Annotated in this window: 21 protein-coding genes; 11 read left to right on the top strand and 10 right to left on the bottom strand. The window is 61.8% G+C overall.

The genetic code is table 11. From position 1 onward, the window contains the following. Positions 1-22: 22 nt before the first annotated feature. On the top strand, positions 23-1,303 hold the full coding sequence (locus ACZ5WW_RS18475) for a dihydroorotase (RefSeq protein WP_377168681.1): 1,281 nt from the start codon (positions 23-25) through the stop codon (positions 1,301-1,303). Positions 1,304-1,306: 3 nt separating this feature from the next. Here the strand turns inward: ACZ5WW_RS18475 and ACZ5WW_RS18470 are convergent, their stop codons facing one another. Both ACZ5WW_RS18470 and ACZ5WW_RS18465 read right to left on the bottom strand, forming a co-directional pair. Then, positions 1,307-1,969, bottom strand: a complete 663-nt coding sequence (locus tag ACZ5WW_RS18470) for a response regulator (RefSeq protein WP_377168679.1) — start codon at positions 1,967-1,969, stop codon at positions 1,307-1,309. A gap of 4 nt (positions 1,970-1,973) precedes the next feature. Then, positions 1,974-3,179: a sensor histidine kinase gene (locus ACZ5WW_RS18465; RefSeq protein ID WP_377168677.1), complete on the bottom strand. Its 1,206-nt coding sequence runs from the start codon at positions 3,177-3,179 to the stop codon at positions 1,974-1,976. Positions 3,180-3,470: 291 nt separating this feature from the next. On the opposite strand from ACZ5WW_RS18465, the gene ACZ5WW_RS18460 reads away from it, so the two are divergent. Further along, complete coding sequence (locus tag ACZ5WW_RS18460) at positions 3,471-4,355, top strand: polyprenyl synthetase family protein (RefSeq protein WP_377168675.1); 885 nt, start codon at positions 3,471-3,473, stop codon at positions 4,353-4,355. 136 nt (positions 4,356-4,491) lie between these two features. On the opposite strand, the gene ACZ5WW_RS18455 is transcribed toward ACZ5WW_RS18460, so the two are convergent. Next, positions 4,492-5,124 (bottom strand): LolA family protein, encoded by a 633-nt coding sequence (locus ACZ5WW_RS18455; RefSeq protein ID WP_377168673.1) that lies wholly within the window; start codon positions 5,122-5,124, stop codon positions 4,492-4,494. Between the two features lie 119 nt (positions 5,125-5,243). On the opposite strand from ACZ5WW_RS18455, the gene fabF reads away from it, so the two are divergent. Continuing rightward, positions 5,244-6,488: a beta-ketoacyl-ACP synthase II gene (gene fabF / locus ACZ5WW_RS18450; protein WP_377168671.1), complete on the top strand. Its 1,245-nt coding sequence runs from the start codon at positions 5,244-5,246 to the stop codon at positions 6,486-6,488. Positions 6,489-6,735: 247 nt separating this feature from the next. Here the strand turns inward: fabF and ACZ5WW_RS18445 are convergent, their stop codons facing one another. Continuing rightward, positions 6,736-7,938, bottom strand: coding sequence for an alpha/beta hydrolase (locus ACZ5WW_RS18445; RefSeq protein WP_377168669.1), 1,203 nt, complete (start codon positions 7,936-7,938; stop codon positions 6,736-6,738). Between the two features lie 468 nt (positions 7,939-8,406). Here ACZ5WW_RS18445 and ACZ5WW_RS18440 point away from each other — a divergent pair, with 468 nt between their 5' ends. The 8 genes from ACZ5WW_RS18440 to ACZ5WW_RS18405 all read left to right on the top strand — a co-directional run bounded on the left by ACZ5WW_RS18440 (position 8,407) and on the right by ACZ5WW_RS18405 (position 20,277). Beyond that, a complete protein-coding gene (locus ACZ5WW_RS18440) occupies positions 8,407-9,900 on the top strand; it encodes a hypothetical protein (protein WP_377168667.1) in 1,494 nt (497 codons plus the stop codon). Between the two features lie 21 nt (positions 9,901-9,921). After that, positions 9,922-10,356, top strand: coding sequence for a hypothetical protein (locus ACZ5WW_RS18435; RefSeq protein ID WP_464694177.1), 435 nt, complete (start codon positions 9,922-9,924; stop codon positions 10,354-10,356). A 47-nt stretch (positions 10,357-10,403) separates the two neighbouring features. Further along, positions 10,404-12,884, top strand: a complete 2,481-nt coding sequence (locus ACZ5WW_RS18430; RefSeq protein WP_377168663.1) for an Hsp70 family protein — start codon at positions 10,404-10,406, stop codon at positions 12,882-12,884. A gap of 87 nt (positions 12,885-12,971) precedes the next feature. After that, positions 12,972-13,892: a sugar phosphate isomerase/epimerase family protein gene (locus ACZ5WW_RS18425; protein ID WP_377168661.1), complete on the top strand. Its 921-nt coding sequence runs from the start codon at positions 12,972-12,974 to the stop codon at positions 13,890-13,892. Between the two features lie 95 nt (positions 13,893-13,987). Continuing rightward, a complete protein-coding gene (locus ACZ5WW_RS18420; RefSeq protein WP_377168659.1) occupies positions 13,988-14,365 on the top strand; it encodes a four helix bundle protein in 378 nt (125 codons plus the stop codon). 51 nt (positions 14,366-14,416) lie between these two features. Continuing rightward, positions 14,417-16,366, top strand: a complete 1,950-nt coding sequence (locus tag ACZ5WW_RS18415) for an alpha-1,4-glucan--maltose-1-phosphate maltosyltransferase (protein ID WP_377168657.1) — start codon at positions 14,417-14,419, stop codon at positions 16,364-16,366. Positions 16,367-16,497: 131 nt separating this feature from the next. Beyond that, positions 16,498-18,957, top strand: coding sequence for a DUF4838 domain-containing protein (locus ACZ5WW_RS18410; RefSeq protein WP_377168655.1), 2,460 nt, complete (start codon positions 16,498-16,500; stop codon positions 18,955-18,957). 57 nt (positions 18,958-19,014) lie between these two features. Further along, positions 19,015-20,277: a CehA/McbA family metallohydrolase domain-containing protein gene (locus ACZ5WW_RS18405; RefSeq protein WP_377168653.1), complete on the top strand. Its 1,263-nt coding sequence runs from the start codon at positions 19,015-19,017 to the stop codon at positions 20,275-20,277. A 111-nt stretch (positions 20,278-20,388) separates the two neighbouring features. Here ACZ5WW_RS18405 and ACZ5WW_RS18400 read toward each other — a convergent pair whose 3' ends face one another. From ACZ5WW_RS18400 to rpmG, 6 genes are all read right to left on the bottom strand, one after another. Further along, entirely contained in the window at positions 20,389-20,988 is a 600-nt protein-coding gene (locus tag ACZ5WW_RS18400) for a hypothetical protein (protein WP_377168651.1), read from the bottom strand. A gap of 6 nt (positions 20,989-20,994) precedes the next feature. Continuing rightward, positions 20,995-22,653: a murein biosynthesis integral membrane protein MurJ gene (gene murJ / locus ACZ5WW_RS18395; protein WP_377168649.1), complete on the bottom strand. Its 1,659-nt coding sequence runs from the start codon at positions 22,651-22,653 to the stop codon at positions 20,995-20,997. 272 nt (positions 22,654-22,925) lie between these two features. Continuing rightward, on the bottom strand, positions 22,926-23,966 hold the full coding sequence (locus tag ACZ5WW_RS18390) for an L-threonylcarbamoyladenylate synthase (RefSeq protein WP_377168647.1): 1,041 nt from the start codon (positions 23,964-23,966) through the stop codon (positions 22,926-22,928). A 147-nt stretch (positions 23,967-24,113) separates the two neighbouring features. Then, positions 24,114-24,908: a GTP cyclohydrolase FolE2 gene (gene folE2 / locus ACZ5WW_RS18385; RefSeq protein ID WP_377168645.1), complete on the bottom strand. Its 795-nt coding sequence runs from the start codon at positions 24,906-24,908 to the stop codon at positions 24,114-24,116. Between the two features lie 86 nt (positions 24,909-24,994). Continuing rightward, the gene (gene rpsR / locus ACZ5WW_RS18380; protein ID WP_377168643.1) at positions 24,995-25,234 is read right to left on the bottom strand and encodes a 30S ribosomal protein S18; all 240 of its coding nucleotides are present in this window, start codon (positions 25,232-25,234) and stop codon (positions 24,995-24,997) included. Positions 25,235-25,252: 18 nt separating this feature from the next. After that, a complete protein-coding gene (rpmG, locus tag ACZ5WW_RS18375) occupies positions 25,253-25,426 on the bottom strand; it encodes a 50S ribosomal protein L33 (RefSeq protein WP_294397372.1) in 174 nt (57 codons plus the stop codon). Positions 25,427-25,432: the final 6 nt, after the last annotated feature.

Here is a 25,432-nt window from a genome sequence, read left to right as displayed (position 1 = left end):
AAATGCCTGACATCATCGCTTCATGAAACGCCTCTACCGCAACGCCCAGATCGCCAGCGAAGACAGCCCGCAGCTCCAGACGGCCGACGTGCTCGTCGAAGGCGGCAGAATCATCGGCGTGGCGGCAGGCATCGGCGGTGTTGAAAATGCGGAGGTCATCGACTGCACCGGCCGCATTCTGCTGCCAGGCCTCTTTGACACCCATGTCCATGCCCGTGAGCCCGGCCAGGAGGACAAGGAAAACATCGCCTCCTGCTCGGAGGCCGCGATCAATGGCGGAGTCACAGGCTTCGTCATGATGCCCAACACCACACCCGCCATCGACAGCGCAGGTGTCGTCCGCAGCGTGCTGGAAAGCGCCCGCCGCACCCGCATCGGCCCCGGCATTCACACCGCAGGCGCCATCACCAAAGGCCGCAAAGGCGAAGAGCTTGCAGGTATCGCCGGCATGAAGGCCGCTGGCTGCGTCATGCTCACGGATGACGGCTACGCGGTGGACAATCCCCAGGTGCTCCGCCGTGCCATGGAGTACGCCCGCGACTATGACCTGCCGCTGTCCAGTCACTGCGAGCTCAAGGCGCTCACCGGCAAGGGCTGCATGCATGAGGGCAGCATCAGCTACGCACTCGGTCTCCCCGGCATCCCCAACATCAGCGAGGAGATCTGCATCTCACGCGACATCCGCCTCGCCGAATACACCGGCGTGCATCTCAACATTCAGCACGTCACCACCGTCGAAGGCATGCGCACCATCAGGCGTGCCAAGGACCGCGGCATCCGCGTCACCTGCGAGGTCACGCCTCATCATCTCATGTTCAACCATGAGCACATCGGCGACTACGACACGCACTACAAGATGAATCCCCCCCTGCGCACGCCTGAGGACAATGCCGCGCTCCTTCAGGGCCTCAGGGACGGCTGGTTTGACGTCATCGCCACCGACCACGCCCCGCACACCCCGTTTGAAAAAAACCAGGACTTTGCCAGTGCGCCCTTCGGCATCACCGGCCTGGAAACCGCCCTCGTCTCCCTCTACGACCGCTTCATCTCCAAGGGCCTCCTCGGCTGGCAGCTCATCGTGCGGCACTACAGCGCCGGGCCCCGCCGCCTCATGAAGCTGGCGCCCGTGCCCATCCAGGAGGGCGGCACCGCCGAGTTCATCGTCTTCAATCCCGCCCGCACCACCACCTTCAGCCGCGACTTCATGAAGTCCAAGAGCCTCAACACCCCCTTCCTCGACAAAACGCTGCAAGGCATGGTCGAGCGCGTGATCTATCGCGGCGAGGAGCTGCTGGCGCGCTAGGCTTCACCCCAGCCCGAGATTCCGCGCCATCAGCGCGGCGCTCGTGCGGTCCGGCACCTGCAGTTTGTCGAGCACGCAGGTCATGTGGTTTTTCACCGTGCCCTCCGCAAGGTTCAGCGCCGTGGCGATCTCCTTGTTGCTCATCCCTCTCACCAGGTGGCGCAGGATGTCCCTCTCACGCCGGGAAAGCTGGCTGGCGCGGTGGCGCTCCTCCACGCTCAGCAGACCGGTCTGTGAAAGCCGGTTGAACTCGGCCACCACATGCGTGGCGATCGCAGGCTGCAGGTACGTCTGTCCGGCTGCGACGGCCCGGATCGCATCCACCATCTGCGGCACCGGGGTATCCTTCAGCATATAGCCTGAGGCGCCCGCGCGCAGCGCCTCAAACACATCCTCCTCCTGGTCAAAGACTGTCAGCACCAGCACCCGGATCTCCGGATGCACCGCACGGATGCGCCGCGTGGCCTCCGCCCCGCACATCACCGGCATGCGCAGGTCCATCAGCACCACCTGCGGCCGGTGCTCAGCGCTCCGGTGCAGGGCTTCCTCTCCATTGGCAGCCTCCGCCACGATCTCCACCCTGCTGTCGAGCCCAAGCACGGCCTGCACCGCCTCGCGAAACGGGGCCTGGTCATCGACGAGCAGGATCTTGATCGGTGAGTTCATGCGTTTATCCCGGGACCACCATGCGGCAAAAGCCGCCGCCGCGCTGCTCACTTCCTGCGAAAAAGCTCCCATTTAGCAGCACCGCGCGCTCACGCAGGCCTTTCAGCCCATGGCCGTTTTCGGGCATGGCGCTGAAGCCCCGCCCGTTGTCAGCCACACTGAGCGCCACACTCGTGTCCGAGGTGAAATCAAGATGCACCGTGATCTCTGACGCACCCGCATGCCTGCACGCATTCGTGATGCCCTCCTGCGCACAGCGGTACAGGGAGATCTCCACCAGGGAGGGCAGCGGGCGCGATTTCCCAGACTGCTGCAGCACCAGCTTCAGCCCCGGCCTCTCTGCTCCGGTGATCAGGGAGGTGAGTGACTCCGCCAGGGTGCGCTCATCCTGCGGTGTGGCTCGCAGCGAGGACACCGACCGGCGGATTTCCGCCAGCCCCTCCCGGCTCGAACGCTGCGCCTTCTGAATCGAATCCAGCGCACGCGCAGGCGACTCATGGAGCAGGGCCTGAGCTGCTTCGAGCTGCACCACCACCACCGTCAGGCTGTGCCCTACCGCATCATGAATCTCCCGGGCCAGACGGTTGCGCTCCTGCTCCACCGCCACCACCGCCGCCTGGTCCGCCCGCAGCTCCAGCTGGGCATTGGCGGAGCGCAGCTCCGCCGCCACGCGCGCCGTGTTCTTCCGCTGCCTCGACGCCTGCGTCATCACAAAGCAGCAGCCCATGATGAACACACTCGTGGTCAGCTGGCCGCATGCCCAGTACAGCGCCGGGTACACCCCTTGGACGACGTATTCACGCGCCGAAGAGACCGCCAGCATGAGGCACAGCACCACCACCATGTGCAGACGCCGCGTCAGCAGCACTCCGGCAAAGCCCGCTGTCGGCATCCAGAACCACTGCTGCATGCCGATGGGGTTGATCTCCCCAGACGCATGCGTGCAGGCAATGGCCAGCAGAAATTGCACACCAAACACCCGGGCCGCCTGCAGGCCGCATTTCCCCTCCTCCATCCCTGGCTTGTCAGGGTGATAGAGGTCACACAGCAGCCAGCGCAAATGAAAAAGATTCCAGCCAAACGCCGCCAGCCCGCAGATGATCAGCATCACCATCTCGGAGCGCATCGCCCGCTCAAACATCAGGTAACCGATCCAGCCAATCGGCATCAGGCTGATCCATGCCAGGATCATGCTTGCGACCAGGACCATCCAACTGGCGGAAACCTCCGGCCTCCCCTGATTTGAACTCCCCCCTTTGTTAGTCTGTTGTTCGAAAGATTGAGACACCACTTTTGAAACCATTCAGATCCTTATCTTTCACAGATTTTTATTATTCGCGAACATTCCCCGCGCCACATGACTTTAGTCATACGCACCAGCCCAAATGTTGAATCTGGTTTAATCACCCTAGCAGGATTTCTGCCACTGCGCCTCCCACCAGCTTTCTCACCCCGGCAATCCCCGCTTGAATTGAGGCAGACTTACGGCTTCACAGTGCCCATGTCCGATCTCAAAGAATACCTCGCCCAGCGCTGCCAGCTTGTGGATGCCGCACTCAACCGCCTCATCCCGGACGCTGCCACACGGCCCATGACGCTCCACAAGGCCATGCGCCACAGCATGTTCGCCGGCGGCAAACGGCTGCGGCCCATTCTCTGCCTGGCCGCGGCGGAGGCCTGCGGCGGCTCCATCGATGACGCCATCTACAATGCCTGCGCCGTCGAATGCCTCCACACCTACTCCCTCATCCACGATGATCTGCCCTGCATGGATGATGACGACATGCGCCGCGGCGTTCCCACCTGCCATAAAGTCTATGGCGAGGCCATGGCCCTCCTCGCAGGGGATGCCCTGCAGGCCCTGGCTTTTGAACTGGTGACCAAAACCCCCATCGCCTCTCTCCACCCCGCTGCCGTCATGGTGCTGGAACTCGCACGCACGGCAGGAAGCCTCCACCTCGTGGGCGGCCAGGTGGCGGATCTCGAGGGCGAGGGCAAAAAGCTCCCGCTGGAGGACCTCCGCTTCATCCACGAAGGCAAGACCGCTGCCCTGCTGACCACCAGTGTCAGGCTCGGAGCCATGAGCGCCAATGCCAGCCCCGACCAGATGCAGGCGCTGCACGATTTCGGCATGGCCACCGGCCTGGCCTTCCAAATCATCGACGACATCCTCGACGTGACCCAGACCAGCGAAAAACTCGGCAAAAGCGCCGGCAAGGACGTCGAGTCAGAGAAGAGCACCTACCCCGCGCTCATGGGCCTGGAGGCCTCCCGCACCGAGGCCCATCGCCTCACCGAGGCAGCCAACCGCGCCTTGGATGTGTTTGGCGACTCTTCCACACGCCTTCGCCAGCTGGCGGACTACCTGTTGAACCGGGATTATTAGACCTGACGTTCATGAGTGAACTTCTGTCCAAAGAGGATGTCATCGGGCATCGGATCTGGGTTCCTCGCACAAACATTCACTGGCCTGATTACGGTGACTACTGGGAATGGCACGCCAACCATTCGCAGGATGCCTCTCACTGCGGCTGAAACAGCGGCGTGAGATCCCCGGCAACCTTCTCAGGCGGGCCAAAATTGAGCAGCAGGGTGGAGCCATCCCCCTGCACCACACGGAAACCCAGCAGCCTCCTGCCCCCGGGCTCGATTTGCATGTCGAGCTGCCTGAGATACTTTTTGATCAGCAGCGGCCGTGGAATCATCGCCACAGTGACGAAGCTCTTCTCCTGCTGGGTGATCCTGAGCGTGAAGTTGTTCGTCAGCGAACCGGCGTCCATCTCCCGGCCGCTGAGAAATTTCATCCACATCCGCACCCGGCTGTCATCCGGCTTCAGCGTCTGCCAGGGCGTCTCCGCGCTCTCTTTGAGCCGCACCGTTTCTTTGTCAAAAACCAGGATCGTCGCCGCAGGCTGCCCTAGCTCCAGGCGAAACCGGCCGTCGGCCATGCGCCAGAACCGCCCGCTGGCGGTGACCGGCTCCTTCAGCGCAGGCGTGGTACGCGTCTGCTGGAAGGCGACCTTGATGCTGCCAATGTCCTTCTGCGCCGCCATCCATGCCTGCATCACCGGTGGAATCGGCGGGGGCTCAGTCGCCGCCAGGGCAGGCAGTGTCAGCGCGAAAACAGCAGCAAAAACGGAGGGCAGTCGGATCACACCGCCAGCAGGACACCCAAATCCCCCGTGTCTCAAGCCTTTCGCTGCCATGTTTTCCCTTGCCCCCCCGTGCAAACCGTGTTCTCTGACCCTTCACCCCAACCCCCTACTTCACACACATGAGCGAACGTCGCGTCGTCATCACCGGCATGGGAGCCATCGCCCCCAACGGCAACAACAAAGATGACTTTTGGAAAAACCTGGTGGCAGGCAAGAGCGGGATCCGCCGCATCCAGTCGATGGACACGGAGAAGTACGACTGCAAGATCGCCGGTGAAGTGGTGGACTTTGACCCCACCGTCCATTTCAACAACCACAAGGACGCCCGTCGTGCGGACCGCTACTTCCAGTTTGCCATGGCCGCCTCCAAAATGGCCGCCAAGGACGCCGGTCTCAACCCCGACAGCCTGGACCCCCACCGCGTCGGCGTCATGGTGGGCAGCGGCATCGGCGGCCTCAGCACCATCGAGACCCAGTATGAGATCCTGCTCAACAAGGGTCCAAACCGCGTCTCCCCCTTCCTCATCCCCATGATGATCACCAACATCGCCAGCGGCATGATCGCGGCAGAATATGGTTTCATGGGCCCCAACATGGTCATCGTGACCGCCTGCGCCACCTCCAACAACAACATCGGGGAAGCCTGGCGCATGATCAAATTTGGCGACGCCGACGTGATGATCGCCGGTGGTGCCGAGGCCTCCATCCGTCCCTGCGGCCTCTCAGGCTTTGCCAACATGAAGGCTCTCAGCCTGCGCAATGACGAGCCCGAACGCGCCTCCCGCCCCTGGGACAAGGACCGCGACGGCTTTGTCATGGGCGAAGGCGCAGGCGTGGTCGTCATTGAAGAACTCGAACACGCCAAGAAGCGCGGTGCCACCATCTACGCTGAACTCGCCGGTTACGGCGCCACGGCAGACGCCTACCACCTCACCTCCCCGCATCCGGAAGGCCTCGGCGCCGCCAAGTGCATGGAGATGGCCCTGCGCCACGCCAAGCTGAACACCACCGACGTGCAGTACATCAACGCCCACGCCACCTCCACCCCGGTGGGCGACCTCTGCGAGCTGCGCGCCATCAAGCGCACCTTTGGCGACTACGCCACCAAGGGCCTGCTCGTCTCCGGCACCAAATCCATGACCGGTCACCTCCTCGGCGCTGCCGGCGGTGTGGAGCTCATCGCCTCCGTCATGGCCATCAAGGACCAGGTCATCCCGCCCACGATCAACGTCGAAAACCTCGACCCCGAAGTGGACGTAGACATCGTGCCAAACACCGCACGCCCCGCCAAGGTGGACGCCGCCCTGAGCAACTCCTTCGGCTTCGGCGGCCACAACGCCGCGCTGCTGATCAAGAAGTTCTAAAACTGAACTGGAATCACAAGACGGGTGTGGCGCAAGCCCACCCGTCTTTTTTTGGCGGATGCCATGGGAGCTCTCTTTTATACCACGATCAGTTAAAAACGGGTCTGAAGGTGGAGGCACGAGCTGACGGAGGGGGATCATCTTGATCCCCCCACCTGCAGCGTGTTCGCGGATGTGCGAGAGCGCTGGCTGGCCTCATGGAATGCTGACACCCACCAGTGAGACCTGTTTTCAGCTGTGCGTGGTATTACCGCGTCACCGCCAGCTCCACATCCTTCGCGCCTTCCACCACATCCAGGCTCCAGTCTCCCGCGCCGGGCTTCTGCTCCTTTGTCGTCACCGTGCCATCCGCTGTTTCCAGCCCCGGCACATCCGCAGCGCTGTAGCTCACCGTCAGCTTCACCTTGCCCACGATGGGCCCGGTCTTTTCTTCCAGCTTGAACTTGCCGCCCATCACACGTGCGCAGGCCACGGGGGCGGAGGGATCGTCTGAGGCAAAGATCACGCTGCCCCAGCTCACCGGCTTGCCGTTCACCGTAACCTTGCCGTTGATGGCCGTACGCTTCATCGGCTTGAGAAAGCCCTGGTTCCGCAGCCAGTCGCGCAGGTGCATGCTCCAGGTGCCCAGCACCGGATCACCCAGGAAGAGACCCACGCCATGCGGACCGGGGCGGTAGATGTGCAGCTCGGCGGGCACCTTGTTTTTGCGGCAGGCCAGGTAGAAAGCCACGGCGTTTTCGGCAGGCACCACCGTGTCCTCATCCGTCTGGAAGATGAAGGTGGGCGGCGTATTGGCCGTCACTCGCGTCTCGGTGCTCACGTGCTTCGCCAGCTCGTCGTTGTCATTCGGCCCCAGCAGGTTCTTGCGCGAGCCCTTGTGGCCGTAGTCCTCGATCATCGAGATCACCGGATACGTCGGCGCGGCCACATCCGGGCGTGCGCTGACCTGATCAATCGCGTCATTCGTCATGCCTGCGGGCTTTTCATCAAACATCGTCGCCGCCATCGAGGTCAGATGCCCGCCTGCGGAAAAGCCGATGATGCCGATCCGGTTCGGGTCGATGCCATACTGCTGCGCATTCGCCCGCACATGGCGGATCGCACGCTGCACATCGATGAGCTGCGTGGGAAAGTGATACCCCTGGCTGCCAAGACGGTAGTGCAGCACAAAGGCGGACACGCCCAGGCCATTGAACCACTTGGCTACCTGCACGCCCTCATGATCCGCCGCCAGCCCTCCGTAACCGCCACCCGGGCACACCACAAACGCCGCCCCGTTGGCCTTGTCCTTCGCCGCCGCCCACACATTGATGAAAGGCTGGTCCTTGTCCTCATCCCCCTTCGCTCCCGGTGCGCCCTCAGGCCAGAGACGGACCTTCGTCGGCTCGGCATGCAGTGAAGAGATCGTGGCGGAAACAAACAGCAGGGTCAGCAAAGTCAGCGGCTTCATGGTACCGCAAGAAGGCAAGCTGAGGCATCACTGCAACAAATCCCCCACTTTCACCCGGATCCACCAGCCATAAAAAATATGCGGTTGCCCGCTTTAACGATTTGCCTAGCATAAACTGCGCACATGACCACAGCAGACCCCGACCTCACCCCCCTGATGACGGTCGGCACACCTGCCTTGTATGCCCACAACGCCTTCCGCATCACGGGATTGATGGTCACTGCCTCCATGCGCGAGGTGACGCGCTACGGGGAAAGGTTGAAACTGCTGCAGCAGGTGGGCGGACAGGCCGCCGCAGGCCTGCCCGCGATGCTGGGCAGCACTCATGTCCCAGGGCCCGATGAGCTCCGAACAGCTCTCAGAAACTTGATGGATCTGCCAACCCGCGCGCTGCATGAATTCTTCTGGCTGTGGCCAGACAGCTGGGAGCAGCCGGAGGGGGATCCGGCCTTGATGAGCCTGAGACAGATGGACCTGGAGGGCGCCAAGGCCATCTGGACTGCGCGCGAGGCGGATGGCCAATGCTGCATTTCTACGCATAATCTTGCGGTGCTCAGCCACATGCGGGCCCTGGACTTGTCGCTGCGCGACTTGGCAAAGCCGCTGCCGCCAGAGGCACTCAACGAAATGTACGCTGAATGGCGGATGGCCATGAAACGCTGGAGGCGGATCGCGGAGGATGAGGATTTGTGGGACCATTACAAAGCGCGCATCATACAAATGGACGACCCGTCTGTGACCACAGGCCTGGCGCGGCGTCTGCGTGGAGACTTGCACTGGGCGTTTGACCGGATCCAAGCCATGCTCGCGGTGGCTTATGCGCAAAAGAAGCGCCGCATCGAGTGTCAATGGCTCATCAGCTTTTTGAAGTCTTCCCTGGGAGGCTTCGGCGAAGCTTTTCAATGCGCGACGGACCATGCGCTGGCCCGCGTGCGCGAGCGGCTGGACCATGCCCTTCAAAATGCCAGGCGGCAGGTTCAGACGGCGGAGATCGAAGGCATCGCCAGCGCTCGCCTGCTGCTGGACGCCGCCACCCCCTTGCTCAAGGTCGTGGAACTGGTGCAGCCCGGCCAGATGGGAAGCCCTGACCGCGAAAAAATCTCCCGGGGCGCTCTGAGTATCGCGGTGACAGGTTACAACTTGATCTACTGCTCCAAAAATCCCTCCCCTGCGGTGCTGGCTCAGCGGGAAAAACGAAGGCATGCGGAAGAATACCTCCCCATCATGGCGACCTGCCGCGCGCTGACGACTGACGCCGAGCTGCTCGGAATCATCAATTCCAATGTCCAGATCGCCCAGGCTCTTCTGCAAAGAATGCCTCCGGAAATAAACTTTGAGTACTCACGTCCAAAGCTGGTGAATGGCAGGAAAATGCTGTACCCCGCACAGCGCCCCAGATGGAGCACTCTCTTCCTTCACTGGCTGCGACTCGTCCCCCGGAGTGTCTGGATCTTGATGGTGATCATCTCCACAACCGCCGTCATTTCGCTGGTGGTCAATTCCATTTCTGCCAAACCCATAGCCACAGGAAAATTCACGCCCGAGGAGCTGAAAGCACACGGCCTGCCACAGCGCCTTGGTACGCAAGCGCTCATGGATTTGCCCAGCACCGGCGTGCTGCAGCGAAGTCCGGCTTTGCGAAGCGATCGTTCAAGATTGCAAATCTCGGCCCCCGTGAACGATAACGGCATTCATTTTTGCGCAATTCTGACTCTGCTGCTCAAGCCTGATCAATCTCTAAAGGTGTTTATCAGAAACGGGGAGAAGGCCGACATCAGGCTCCCGGATGATATTTATATGTTGACGCTCACCTGGGGAACCTACTGGAGCATTTTGGACAATCGGTTCGAGCCTCTCTATCAGGACAAGCTTTCTCCTTCACTCCTCCCCAATGGAATGCCCGCTGTCCTTCATATAACTTCGCTGCAGGACGGCGAGTTCCACATTCAACCCGCACACTGATCATTCCCTTCTCTTCCCACCATGAGCCAGTCCATTCCGACATCAATCTCATCGCCAGAAGCGGTCGCACCGAGAGATCCTGCGCCACAAAACGAGGGACACGTACCCCTGACAGCTCTCTGCGACATCGCCCTCCATGCATGGCGCCTGCAGCGGCGCATGACGGACCGTACCACCAAGGAAGTGAAGGAGGAGCACCGGCCGCTGGCGCGCCATGTGACTGCCATATTGGACACGCTGGAAAGGGTTGGCTTGACGCTGCGGGATCGTGAGACCGAAGCCTATGACTACGGCCTTCCAGAAAAGGTGGTGGCGGCGGAGCGCTCCGCAGCGGTAAGCCGTGAAACGGTGCTTGAGACCATCCGGCCCACGTTGTTTTTCCGCAACCAGATCGTCAAGGCGGGAGAGATCATCATCGCCCTGCCATTGGAGCCTTCCTCAGACTCCATCAGATGAGCTTCATTGCCTCACACTCTTCATCCTTAACCTCTCCAGATTCAATCATGCCACGTCAGACCCTCGATTTCGGAATCGATCTCGGAACCACCAACAGCGCCATCGCCGTGATGGAGGGCATCGCGCCCGCCATCATCAAAAACAACCAGGGGCAGGACACCACGCCCTCTGCCGTTGGCTTCACCAAGAACGGCGTGCTGCGGCTGGGAGAGGCCGCGCGGCGCGTGCAACTGGCGCAGCCCCAGGACGCTTACACGGAGTTCAAGCGGCGAATGGGCTCGGACGAAGTCTATGAGTTTCGTTCATCCGGCAAGCGCCTCAAGCCGGAGGAGCTTTCCGCCGAGGTGCTCAAATCACTGAAGGGAGATGTGGAACAGGCGCGCGGGGAGCAGGTGGCGGCGGCCGTGATCACCGTGCCTGCGGCGTTTGAACTGCACCAGTGCGAGGCCACGCAGCGTGCGGGCGCACTGGCGGGCTTCAGCATGACGCCACTGCTGCAGGAGCCGGTGGCTGCGGCGCTGGCTTATGGATTTCAGAAGGACCAGGAGAAAGGCTACTGGCTGGTCTATGACTTTGGCGGCGGCACCTTTGATGCGGCGCTGATCCGCGCGGAGGAGGGCATCATTCAGGTGACGGCGCATGAGGGGGACAATTTCCTCGGGGGCTCGGACATCGACTGGGCCATCTTTCAGCAGCTGCTGCTGCCGCGCCTCACGGAGCAGTTTGACCTTCCCGACTTTCGCCGGGGCAATCCCCGCTGGGAAGTGGCCGTGCAGAAGCTCAAGTCCGCCATCGAAAAGGCCAAAATTGAAGCCAGCCGCACCAGCCGCGCCCCGCTGGTGGAGTGCCTGTTTGAAGACGCCGCAGGAGCGGAGGTGGACCTTGAGTCTCTGGGCATGGAGCTGTCGCAGGAGGACATTGCACGCATCGCAGCACCGATCATCTCCAGATCGATCAGCCAGGTGAAGCGCCTGCTGGCCGGCAAGGGGCTGGCCTGCCACGACCTGGCCAGGACCATCCTGGTGGGAGGCCCCACCCTGGCACCCTATTTCCGTGCACAGTTGCAGTCGGAGCTGGGGACCAGCGTGGATTTCAGCGTGGATCCCATGACAGTCGTGGCCTGCGGCGCGGCTGTGTTTGCCAGCACGCAGCCCTTCACCGCAAAGGTGACGGTGGCCGTGTCCGCAGGAACGGTGGGGCTGGATCTGAAATACAAGCCCGTGGGCGTGGATGCCGATCCTCTGGTGGGCGGCCGCGTCCAGGCTGGCGCGGAGGGCTGTGCCAACCATACGATCGAATTCGCCAATGCCAGCAGCGGCTGGACCAGCGGCCAGGTACCGGTGAATCAGGACGGCACCTTTGCTCTCACTCTGGCAGCAGAGCGCAAGATGCGGAACGAATACCAGATCACCCTGCGGAACGCCGCCGGACAGCCGCTGAAGACCGCCCCCGAGAGCATCCATTACACCATCGGCGCAGCGGTGGAGGAGCAGCCTCTCATCCACTCCATCAGCGTGGCGCTGGCAAACAACAAAACACGCCAGTATTTCAGCAAAGGCTCGGGCCTGCCGCAGAAGTGCACGCATTCGCACCACACCGCCGACGTGCTGGTGGCCGGGGACAAGGAAAGCAGCCTGCGCATTCCCGTGGTGGAGGGTGAAAGCGCTCACAGCGACCGCAACCGCGTCATAGGCCACATGGAAATCCGCGGCGACCAGATCCGCCGCGATGTGCCCGCAGACCAGGAGATCCAGGTGACGCTCAAAATGGACGAATCACGCGACATCGTGATGGAGGTGTACATTCCCTATCTGGACGAGGAGTTTTCCACTCGTCTGGCACTGGGGCGCAAGGCCGCCGCAAACTCCGTGGAATTTCTGCACCAAAGGCTGATGAACGAAAACTCCCGCCGCCAGCTGCTGCGACGCAAGGCGGACGAGACCGAGGAGCGCACCGCAGCCCAGATCATCACCGATCTGGAACGCGAAATCTCCTTCGCTGAGCTGGAGGAGCGCATCCGTCAGGCCGACGGCGACTTTGTGACTTGCGAGCAGTGCGACAAGCTGCTGCTGGAGGCGGCCTGCCGTCTGGATGAGGCCGACGCGCTGATCAAGTGGCCCACCCTGGTCAGGAAAGTCAAACAACATGACAACGCCTTTTTCCAGCTGGCCCGTGAATGTGGCACCCCTGCCGATGTGCAGAAGGCGCAGGAGATGAATGACCGGATGCAGGAGTGCATACGCGCGAAAAACTTCGCCCGTCTCGATGCCGTGGACGATGAATTGTGGAGGCTGTACTCCAATCTGAGACACGGCCATTTCCCCTACTGGGAGAGAACTTTCCTATGGCTGGAGCCGCAGGCTCCGAGTTTGAGCGATCCCGAGGAAGCCCGCCGTTATGTACTGCTGGGGCGCCATGCGCTCACTGAAAAAAACCTCGCAGGATTGCGCTCTGCGTGCCACGGACTTTGGGGGTTCTTCCCCGACGAGGTGGAGATGTACCGGGGTCTGAAAGCGGGGATTACATGATCCCATCATCCGCCTCGACAAATTCGTTCTGTTTCCTCAGTATGGTACGACTCTAATCTTCCACCTCTCACCAACCGCACTCCCACCATGATCTCACGCCGTCATTTTCTCTCCACCAGCCTTGGCGCACTCAGCGTCTCCACCCTGCCTGCCATCGAGCCCATCAAGCGTCCCGGCAAAAGCCGCATGCAGCTCGGCGTGGCCGCCTACAGCTTCCGCGAGTACTTCCAGTGGATGCGCGACAAGGAGCAGAAGCCGAAGGACGGCAAGCCGCAGTGGAGCATCCTCGATTTCATCGACTGGTGCGGCGACAACAACGTCCCCGGCGCAGAGGTGACCAGCTACTTCTTCCCGAAGGATGTGGACGAAGCCTTCCTGCTGGAAGTGAAGCGCCGCGCCTACCTGCGTGGCGTGCAGCTCGCAGGCACCGCCGTGGGCAACAACTTCGCGCTGCCCAAGGGTGAAAAACTCAGCGAGCAGATCGCCTACACCAAGAAGTGGATCGACCACTCCGCCGTCATGGGCGCGCCGCACATCCGCGTGTTTGCGGGCCCGCAGCCCAAGGACCTCAGTGAGGAGCAGGCCGTGGCCAACTGCCTGGAGTCCTATCAGGAGTGCCTCGACTACGCCGCCAAGAAAGGCGTCTTCCTCGGCCTGGAAAACCACGGCGGCATCGTCGCAGAGCCGGACAATCTCATCAAGATGGTCAAGGCCGCCAAGAGCCCCTGGGCCGGCATCAATCTCGACAGCGGCAACTTCCACACCGAAGACCCTTATGCCGACCTCGCCAAGATCGCCCCTTACGCCGTCAATGTGCAGCTCAAGATGGAGATCAGCCGCAAGGGTGCCAAGAAAGGCGAAAGCGAACCCAGCGATGTGAAACGCGTCATCCAGATCATGCGCGACGCCAACTACCAGGGCTGGTTCACCCTCGAGTTTGAGACCAAGGAAGACCCCTTCGTCCGCGTCCCCGAAATCTGCAACATGCTGCGCCCGCTGCTGGGCTGAGTTTGCGGTGGTTGGCAGTTGTTTGCAATGGCTTGCAGTGGTTGATTGAAACCTTGGGTGCGATTCTGCACCTCGGTTCTTCATCGCTGCATACCATGAGAAAAGAATTCCCCTTTGAGAAGCTGGAAGTCTGGCAGGATGCCCGGCAGCTGGTCCGCTCCGTGTATGAGTGCGCAGGTGCATTTCCATCTGCAGAGCGCTTTGGCCTGGCCAGCCAGCTCACCCGTGCCTCGGTTTCCGTGGCCAATAATCTGGCTGAAGGCAGTGGGCGGTCCAGCCTAAAAGATCAGGCACACTTTTCCAGTCAGGCCTACAGCTCCCTCATGGAGACAGCGTGCGACCTGATTCTCTCCAACGACCTCGGCTTCACCTCCAGGGAGGCCACCGATCCCATCCTCAATCAGGCCTACGATCTTTCTGTCAGGATCCACAACCTCCGCGAATCCCAGCTGCGCCGCGCGGCACAGGCTTGAAACCACTGCAAACAATTGCAAACCATCGCCAACCACCGCAAACTTCTCCCCATGTCCCACGCCCCCACCGTCGTCATCGAAAATTTCTACCCCTGCCTTGATGGCGGGCAGCATCCGGTCAAGCGGGTCATCGACGAGCCGCTGGATGTCTGGTGCGACATCTTCAAGGACGGGCACGATGTGATGAGCGCCGTCCTGCGCTGGCGCGCGGCAGGCTCCAAGCGCTGGCTTGAGGCCCCCATGAAGCTGCTGGAAAACGACCGCTGGCACGGCCAGTGCCGCTTTTCCAAAGCCGGGCGCTGGGAGTATGTCGTGGAGGCTTGGGGAGACACCTTCCGCTCGTGGAAAAAGACCTTCGCCGTCCGTGTGCAGGCCAAGGACCCCGACGTGCCCGTGGAGGCTCAGGAAGGCGCACGCCTGCTGCGAGAGGCTGCCGGTCGCGCACGCACCGCAGGCGTCCCCACCGCAGCCACCCAGCTCGAAAACTGCGCAGACCTTCTCACCTCCGTAAAGCCCGCAGACATCATGGAGGTGCTGCTCTCCGACGAGATGCAGAGCCTGATGGACCAATACCCGGACCGCTCACAGTCCACCACCTCCGGCACTCTGCGCGCCACCGTGGAGCGCGAGCGCGCACGCTTCTCCGCCTGGTATGAGTTCTTCCCGCGTGGCGCTGAGGGTCGCAGCGACAAGCACTCCACCTTCCGCGACTGCCTGGGCCGCCTGGACCACGCCGCGCACATGGGCTTTGACGTGATTTATTTCCCGCCGATCCACCCCATCGGTGTCACCGCACGCAAAGGCAAAAACAACACCCTCACCGCCAAAGAGGGCGACGTGGGCAGCCCCTGGGCCATCGGCGGCCCCGCTGGCGGGCATTACAGCATCGAGCCCGCGCTCGGCACCGAGAAGGACTTCGTCTGGCTCGTGAAGGAGGCGAAAAAGCGCGGCCTCGAAATCGCGCTCGACTTCGCGCTCAACTGCTCGCCGGATCATCCTTATGTCAAAGACCATCCCGAGTGGTTCTACAAGCGCCCGGACGGCAGCATCCGCTATGCGGAAAATCCGCCGAAAAAGTACCAGGACATCTACCCGCTCAACTTCCACTGCGACGACTGGCGCAACCTCTGGAAGGAGCTCATCGCCGTGGTGCAGTTCTGGGTGGACCGCGGCGTGAAGATCTTCCGCGTGGACAATCCGCACACCAAGCCCGTCGCCTTCTGGGAGGAGCTCATCGCCACCATCCAGCGCAAGGACCCGGACGTGCTCTTCCTCGCCGAGGCCTTCACCAAGCCGAAGATGATGCAGGTGCTGGGCAAGGTGGGCTTCACGCAGAGCTACACCTACTTCACCTGGCGTGAGGACCGCCAGTCACTCACCGAATACGCCACGGAGCTCACGCGCAGCGACATGCGCTGGTACTACCGCGCCAATTTCTGGCCCAACACCCCGGACATCCTGCCTGGCCACCTCCAGAATGCGGGCTCCCAGATGTTCCGCATCCGCGCCGCCCTGGCCGCCACACTCTCCTCCACCTGGGGCATGTACTCCGGCTACGAACTCTGCGAAAACGACCCCTACCCCGGCAAGGAGGAGTACAACAACAGCGAGAAGTACGAGCTCAAGCAGCGCGACTACAACAGGCTCGGCAACATCACCGGCTTCATCCGCCAGCTCAACCTCATCCGCCGCGACAACCCGGCGCTGCACCTCTACGACAACCTTCGCTTCCACGGTGCGGACCACGCCCAGATGCTCTGCTACAGCAAGGCCACGCCCGACTTCAGCAGCCGCATCCTCTGCGTCATCAGCCACGACGCACACCAGCCGGCCATCGGCATGGTGCATCTGGACCTCAGCGCCCTCGGCCTGGACGGCAGCCGCCCCTACAAGGTGACCGACCTCCTCCACAACCAGACCTACGAGTGGCGCGGCGCGGACAACTACGTGGAGCTCCGCCCCGGCGGCACCTCCATGCACATCTTCCGCGTGGAGCAGTAAAGTGTCATGAAACCGCTGCTCTGCAGTTAATCGGTCCCTTGGCTCGCAGGGCGGTTCGGCTGCCTCGTCCTGCAGAGATAGATTTCTGCTGCATGGAGGTATTGGTGAGATCCCCAATCTCACACATCATCATGCTGAAGCAGCTTTGTTCTATCCTCGTCGTTGCCCTGATTGCCTCGCCACACTCGCTGAGCGCCGCAGATTCGATCATCGTCGAACAAGGCAGGCCTCATGCGGAGATCGTCATCTCTGACAAACCCGCGCGCATGACGAAGCTGGCGGCGAAGGAGCTGCAGCAGTACGTGGCCAAAATGTCTGGCGCGACTCTGCCAGTCGTCACGGAGCGCACGCCGGGAAAATCCACGATCTTTGTGGGCATGAGCCGCCACACGGAGGCTCTTGGCCTTGCGACACAGACGCTCCAGCACGGTGCCTTCCGCATGGCCTCAGGCGAGGGCTGGCTGGCCCTGCTGGGCGCGGACAAGGACTACGTGCCCATCGAGCCCTGGGGCCGCAAGCGGGACAAAAATGAAACCGCCCGCGTGAATGCCGAGTGGGACAAAATCACGGGAGACACTTTTTGGAACACCGCCGGCGAGCTCTACCAGCGCTACCACCCCGAGCTCGACATCTGGGAAATGGATGATGCAGGCACCTTCAATGCCGTGAATGAATTCCTGCGCAGCCTCGGCTGCCGCTGGTTCGCCCCCGGAGAGATCGGCGAGGTGGTGCCGCAGGTGGCCACGATCACGCTGCCGCAGGTAAACCGCACGGTGGCTCCCGACTTTGGCTTTCGCCGCTTCTCCTACTACACGCAGCACACCGGCATTGGCGACAGGGCTCTATGGGATCTTCGCCTCGGCCTCAACTTCGGCGCGGAGATCGCGGGCTTTCCGCAGATCTGCCACGGGCTGAAGTTTGTCATCATGCGCGATGAGATGAAAAAAGCGCACCCGGAGATGTATCTGCTGCAGGAGGGCAAACGCAGCACTCGCAGCGAAGGCATCCCCAATCTGCTCTCTCCGCTGCTGTTTGAAAAACAGGTGAAGCATGTGCGCGCGATGTTTGACCACTTCCACGAGCCGATGCACAACATCGACCTCGTGGACGGCTACAGCGGCCTGACCTCCGACGATCCCGCCTGGATGGCGCAGCTCACACCAGAGCGCGGCTGGAGAGGCACCATGTCCGACCACGTCTGGGGATACCTGAACCGCGTGGCGCTGGAGGTGAACCGCAGCCACCCGGACCGGCTCGTCAGTGCGCTGGCCTACGGCGCCTACACCCAGCCGCCGCTGAAGATTGAAAAGCTCAGCCCCAACCTCGCACTGATCGACGTGCGGCACCGTCAGGAGTTCTGGGACGAGGCCAAATGGAAGGAGCGCCGGGAATGGCGCGCCGAGTGGCTGAAGAAGCTGCCCTCCGGCAAGTACATCAGCTGGGACTTCTGCACCAATGCACGCCCGGAGCAGGTCGGACGTCCTGTGGTTTACACTCAGCAGATCAGCCGGGACCTGCGCGAGCTGAAAGGTGTCAGCCTTGGCGAACTGGTGGAAATTTACGCGCACCCCACAGACAAGGAGTCATCCTTTGGCTACAACGATCTCGCCATCGAGCATCTCAATCTCTATCTCACCGCACGTCTCTACTGGGATGTGAATCAGGACGTGAATGCGCTGCTGGCAGATTATGTCACCAGCTACTACGGCCCTGCGGCTGAGGCGATGCGGGCCTTCATCACCCATGCTGAATCCAACTGGATGCACATGAATACCGACGCGGCAAAGATCGGCGAGTCCCTGGACCTCCTCGCCAAGGCCAAGGCCGCCGCCGATCCGGCCAGTCTCCCGGGCCGCCGCATTCAGCAGATCGCGGAGCTCATGAAGCCTCTGGAAGCCCTGCGCATGCAGCTCAGCCGTAAACGCGAAACGGATCTCTCTTATCGCGTGCTGGAAACCTCCAACACCGGAGCCAAACCGCTCGGCAGCAAGCCGCTCGATGGCAATGTGGACAAAGCCTGGTGGGGCGAGGTACGCATCGCGCCGCTGATCAAGCTGCGCTCTGAAGACCCTCAGCCCAAATGCAACAGCAGCTTCCAGATCCAGCGCGATGGCGGCACCTTGCACATCGGCATCGTCTGCCTGGAGCCGGACATGAAAGGGCTGCAGACCAGCACAACTCAAAACGACGACCCCAAGCTTCTGGAGGGCGACCACATCACCCTGCTCATCGAGACATCCACGCGCAGCTACTACGAGATCTCCATCAATCCAGCCGGAGCCGTGTATGATCTCGACCGCGCCACGGGCGGACGTGGGCTCGGCTGGAGCAGCGGCGCGCAGGTGGCCGTGCATCGCGGCACAGATCGCTGGAGCATCGAGATGAGACTCCCGATCGTCGGAGACGAGGCCTTTGTGCTCGATCCCACCAAGGGCATCGATGGCTCGCGGCCCACCGAGCTCTTCCCATGGCACTTCAATCTCGGCCGCAGCCGTGTGCGTGATGGCAAAGCAGAGCGCACCGCCTTCTCCCCCACCGGCAAGGCAGACCTGCGCGTGCCTGAGAAGTTTGCCAAGCTCTGGGGGCGGTAAAACTTTACGTCACCAAATTCCCGGCGAGATCCACGCTTCTTCGTGCGTTCGAAAAAGATGCGCCCAACCATTTTCAGCATTCTTCTCCTCGGCCTGCTCTCCACCGCCTCCGCCGCAGAGCCGCGCTGGTACAAGGGGAACACGCACACGCATTCCCTGTGGAGCGACGGCAATGACTTTCCGGAGATGATCACGGACTGGTACAAGCAGCATGGCTACGACTTCCTGGCCATCTCCGACCACAACGTGCTCCAGGCGAAAGAGGTGTGGATGAGCGAGCCCGCCATCGAAAAGCGCCGCAAGGCCCTGGGCAAGACCACGATGGAAAAGTACCGCGCCCGCTTTGGCGACGAGTGGGTGACCACACGTGTCAAAGACGGCGTCACCGAGGTGCGGCTGAAGAAGCTGGAGGAGTACCGCCCCAAGTTTGAAGTGCCCGAAAAATTCCTCATCGTGCAGGCGGAAGAGATCAGCGCGGGGCTGGGCAAGGTGCCAATCCATCTGGGAGCGGTGAACCTGCGCGAGGAGATCAAACCGATCAAAGACCTGGGCAGCGTGCAGGAGGTGCTGCGGGCAAACTTTCAACTGATGAACGAGCAGTCCAAGCGGCTCGGCGTGCCGATGCTGACGCACATCAATCATCCCAATTTCCGCTGGGCCTTCACGGCAGATGACATGGCAGCCGTGCTGGAAGAAAACTTCTGGGAGATCTACAACGGCCATCCCGGCATCAACTGGCTCGGCGATGAGACGCGAGTGGGGCATGAGAAACTGTGGGACATCGCAAACACGCTGCGCATCGCCCAGTTCAAGGCGCCGCCCATGTATGGGGTGGGCACCGATGACGCGCACAATTACCACGGCGAGGAAGCAAGCCCCGGGCGCGGCTGGGTGATGGTTCGCGCATCGAAGCTCGATCCGGATGAACTCGTGAAGGCGATGAAGGCTGGCGATTTTTATGCTTCTTCCGGCGTCACGCTGGATGATGTGAGCTTCACCGACGGCACCCTGCGGATCCGCATTCATGCCGAGCCCGGGGTCATCTATGAAACGGTGATCCGGGGTACGTTGCAGGGCTTTGATGCGACGACAACGGACGTCAAAACTCCGCCGGGCGACACCTACCCCACCCGCAAGATTTACTCCGAGGATGTGGGCAGGACGCTGGCAAAGATCGAAGGCAGCGAGATCGTCTGGAAACCCACCGGCAAGGAATTGTACTTCCGCGCAACGGTTGTTTCTTCAAAGCCACATCCGAACCCCTCCTTCAAAGACCAGACCGAGATGGCATGGACGCAGCCGATGGGCTGGAAAAAGTAGCCCAGTTCCTGTGGAACTGGGGAGCGCTCCACAATGACGCAGAGTGTGGGACAGCCGGGTGGCGTGGGTGCAGCGAAAGCCCACCCTTGTTGCACAGCAACAAGGCTGCTTTCACCTCACCCTCATCCCCTGCATGCGCCCCTGCATGCCTTCGAGCATCGGGGCCATCTCCAGCTTCATGGAGAGCGGCGCCTCCTTGAAAAAGAGCCCCATGTCCTTCGTGAAGTTCTTTTCAAAGCTGGCGGCATCCTGATCCAGCATCATCTGCATTTCAGGGTTCTTTGAAGCCTTCTTTTTCATCTCGCGCTGGATGCCTCCAATGATCCGCCGGCGGTCCTCGGCGGGCAGCTTTTCCAGCCCCTTCATCACCGCCTTGAAGTTCTCCTCCACCGTGCGGCCCACATACACGCCCTTTTCTTCGTCCGTGAGCGATTTGGTAAAGCGCTCCATGGTTTCCAGGCCGTCCTCGCGCATCTGGTTGCGCTGGCTGAAGTCGAGCTTGAGCACGGAGCTGATGACCTTGTCCAGATACGCTTTCCGCTTCGGCTCAGAGAGGTTTTCATCCTCCAGCCACGGAGCCTCGGCCATCAGCGCCAGCGTCTTGTCCGGAGAGAAAACGGAGTCCTCCGTCACCCACATGACCACGCCGACTCCAGCCCACACGAGCACGAGAAAAGCGGCGATCTGGAGCCAGAAACGTTGGAGAGCCATGGTCCGCTACTTTTTGCCAAAGCGGCGGCCTAGCAACGAGAGAAATTCCCCGGCTTCCTCCACCTTGAGCAGCTTGGTCACGGCAAAATACGCTGCGGCAGACGCGCCGATGCTGATGCCCAGCGTGGCGCAGCGCAGCATGAACTGCAGATGCGCCCAGTCGGCCATGATGCTGCTCTTGGCCGCAATGCAGATGGCGGACATGGCCCCGATGCCCACCAGCAGCCTGCCGAGCGATTGCATCAGCGGGCCCGTCTCCAGTCCGGAGGCAAACTTGCGCATGCAGAGGTAAAGCGTGAGAAAATTGAGCAGCAGGCCCACCGCTGTGGCCCAGGCCAGCGCGGTGTGGTCCCAGTGGAAGACGAAGACGGTGATGGAGTTCACCGTGGCGGTGAAGACGATGACGCCAATGCTCACCACCATGGGAATGAAGCGGCGGTTGATGGTGTAAAACGCCGGCTGCAGCACCTTGATGGCGGCGTAGAAGATGAGCCCAAAGGCGTAGGCCTGCAGCGGCGCGGCGGTGTTGCGCACGTCCATGGCATTGAATTTGCCATGCTCAAAAATGACGGAGATGATCTCATCGGCAAGCAGCGTGAGCCCGACGGCGCAGGGCAGCGTGAGAAAGAGCACCAGACGCAGCCCCTTGGCCAGCGCCCCACGAAAGGCGGGGGTGATGCCATCCGTGGCCAGGCGCGAGAGCATGGGCAGCGTAACGGTGGCCACGGCCACGCCAAACAGCCCCAGCGGCAGCTGCTGCAGGCGCTGCGCATTCGCCAGCCAGGCGAGGGATTTTTCATGCCCTGCGGTGAAGGAGGCGAAGATGGAGTTGAGCATCACCGCCACCTGCGTGCCGCTGGCGGCCAGCATGGAGGGCCACATGAGATGCAACACCTCTTTCACGGCGGGGTCTTTGCAGCCAAAGTCAAAACGGAAGCGAAAGCCCACCCGACGCAGCGAAGGCAGCTGAATGCCGAGCTGCATCACACCGCCGATCAGTGTGCCGATGGCGAATCCCGTGAGCCCCTTCTCACTGACATGGCCATGGCGGAAGCCGGGATCGATGATCCACGCCAGCACCACGCCGCCGACAATGCAGCCGAGATTAAAAAAAGCCGAGGCCACGGCGGGAATGAAGAACACCTTCTTAGAGTTCAGCATGCCCATGACCAGCGCCGTGACGGACACCAGCGCGATGAAGGGGTACATGATCTGCGCCAGCCAGGTGCCGAGCACCTTGGCCTCCTCGCTCAGGCCCGGCGTCAGGATGCGGAAGAGGATGGGCGCCAGCGCCACGCCCGCGATGGCCACGAGCGTCATGAACCACATGGAAAGGGAGATCATCTTGCGCCCGAGCACCCACGCGGCCTCATCGCCCTCCGTCTTCATCTTTTTGGAGAAGGTGGTGACAAAGGCCGTCGAAAGAGCGCCTTCGGCAAAGAGATCGCGCAGCATGTTCGGCGTGCGAAAGGCGGCGGTGAAGATGCCGGTGAAGGCAGAGCCAAAGAAGCCGTTGAGCATCTGATCCCGCACCAGCCCGAGCACGCGGCTGCACAGGATGGCGATGGAGACCACCCCCGTGGAGCGGGCCGTGGCGCCTTTCTCCGTAGTGCGAGCCTCCGGCAGGCCTTCCTTCGCTGGTTCTGATGAAGATGCTTCAGTCATGGGGGTGTGATGCGTGATTCAAAGCGGTGCGTGCAGGCCAGGCGTGAATTTGGAGTGCGGTTGCGAAGCGAGGGACGAGCGCAGCCACCGCTTTCCGCAGGCCGCACGGCGCACGAACGCCCCAGTCCACCCGCCACCACGAGACGTTCGAAAGCGGCAGCTTCGTTCGCTCCTCACTGCGCGGCTGTACTCCAAAGGGCTCCCGCCACTTGCGCTGCCACTGGAACGAAGGACGTGAGGTCATCGAAGATGTTGAAGGGAGGACGGTTGCGCTACACCCGGCGGCTTGCGCGGCGGAGCTTGTCCATCATGGCGATTCCCATGCCATGTTCATGCAACGGTTCTGCAATGATTTCATCCACGCCCAGCTTGTCGAGCGCGCGGAGGACGTAGAAGAAGCGCACCGCCGCCTCCGGCAGCTTGCCGTTGCCGGGGCTCAGCATCATGACTTCCTCCCAGTCGCAGAGATTGAGGTAGCCGTCCTTCTCCTCGCCACGATAGCTCATGAGGGCGTAGCGCTTGCCCTCTTCGGGAATAAAATCCTCCGGACGCTCCAGCAGGCGCAGCGGCGTCTTGGGCGCGTAGTGGGAGGCCAGCTGGCCGGGCGCGGCGGTGGCTTCATCCACCACGGTACGGGTGGCCTGGCGCACCTTGCCGTACGCCTTCAGATCCTCCGGCGTGATCGGGCCGGGGCGCACGATGTCGATGAACATCTTCGGCGTTCCAGGCTCGATTTTGATGATGGTGGACTCCAGCCCAAACATGCACGCTCCGGCATCGACGATGAGGTGGATCCTCCCGTCCAGCTCGGCCTGCACAGCGCTGGCGGAGGTCGGGCTGATGGAGCCAAAGCGGTTCGCACTCGGCGCCGCCAGCGGCTTGCCCAAGCCGGTGATCACACGGCGGAAGATCGGGTTGGAGCTCACACGCACGGCCACCGTGGGCAGCCCGGCGGTCACGAGATCCGGCACGATCGGCTTTTTGGGCAGCAGAATCGTGAGGGGCCCCGGCCAGAAGCGCTCGACCATTTTCTTGAGCGTGGCGGAAATCTCCGGCGGCACATCGGCCACAAGGTCGATCTGGTCCTTGCTGGCGAGGTGGACGATCAGCGGGTCAAAGCTGGGGCGCTCCTTGGCCTCAAAGATCTTCGCCACAGCGGCCGCGTCCAGCGCATTCGCCGCGAGCCCATAGACCGTCTCCGTGGGCAGGGCGACGACTTCACCTTCCTTCAGCAGACGCACGGCTTCATCCACCGCCTGGTGCATGAGCGGCGGCTGGTCGGTGGGGAGGACGGCGGTGACGTAGGTGGACATGGAAGAAGTGAAAGATGAAGGCTGAAAGATAAAAGCTAAAAGGGTTCCAGAGCGGGTGATCGAGGCAGAACGATGTTCAGATTTAAGCTTTTATCTTTTAGTTTTCCGAACGCGTGAAGACTCCCCTGCCGGCAAAGCATGACTCCTTCACTTTGCCGCAGGAGCCGCCCCTCCCTCAATCATCGCCCAGGCGTTGTGATTGTGGATGGACTCGTAGTTCTCCGCCTCCACGCGGAACCAGGTGATGCGCGGATGCGCCCTGGCCTTCACCGCCACGTTGCGCACCAGATCCTCCACGAAAACGGGGTTGTCGTAGGCGGCTTCGGTCACATGCTTTTCATCCGGGCGCTTGAGGATGCTGTACAGTTCGCTGCTCGCGCTGGACTCCACCAGCTCCAGCAGGTCCTCGATCCACACAGGGTCGCTGAAGCGCACGGCCAGGGTCACGGTGCCGCGCTGATTGTGCGCGCCACGGGCGCTGATGGCCTTGGAGCAGGGGCACAGGGTGGTCACGGGCACCTCGACGGTGAGCACGAAGTCGGTGCTGTCCTTGTCGGCGTTCACTTCAAAGACCACGCCGTAGTCCAGCAGGCCCTCGGCACCGGAGACCGGGGCCTTCTTGGAGCGGAAGTAGGGGAATTTCATCTCCACGTGCGCCTTGTCCGCATGGAGCTTTTTCATCAGCTCGTGCGGCATGGCGACGATGTTGGAGACCGTCAGCTCCGTACCATGGGCGTGCAGCACCTCCACAAAGCGGCTCATGTGGGTGCCTTTGAAATGATGCGGGAGATCGACGGCCAGGGAGACGGTCGCAACCGTGTGCTGCACGGCGGCATCCCGGTCACGGATGCTCAGGGGAAACCTCAGGCTGCGCACACCCACGCGGTCGATGGGGAGGCGGCGGTCGTCGCGTTCGTTTTGCGTGTCGGAAAGGGCGGACATGGGCTGTAAATAGAACTTCCCACTGCCGCGTTATGCAACAGTGGGAAGCAGATCAAAAATTACCCTTCACAGGCAGAGCCTGCAAATCAAGGCAGAAGGTTGACGGCGCGGGAGCGCTTGATCTCACGCACGACCTTGCGGTGCAGCCAGGCGGGAAGACCGGTGATGCGGCGGGGGATGAGCTTGCCGGACTCCGTGGTGAAACGGGCGAGCAGCTCAGGATTGGTGTAGTTAATCTTCTCCACCGGGATGTCCACACGGCGGCGCGGCATCTTGCGATTCGCGCGGCGGAAGTTGGACATGCGTTCTTTGGTCTTCGGTTGCATGGCAGTCTTGGGTAAAAATTAGCGGGTTTCGCGGTGAAGGGTACGCTTCTTCATGAAGTGATTGAACTTCACCTTTTCAAGACGGCCCGGAGTGCGGACGCTCTTCTTGTTGCGCGTGGTCACGTAGCGGGAGGGCGGCATACCTGCGGCTTTCGCTTCGGTGCATTCAAGGGTGATGATTTCTCGCGGCATAAATTT

This window comes from Prosthecobacter fluviatilis, assembly GCF_055388355.1.
Note: the sequence above shows the minus strand (reverse complement) of the source record. Positions and strands in the feature narration are given on the sequence as shown.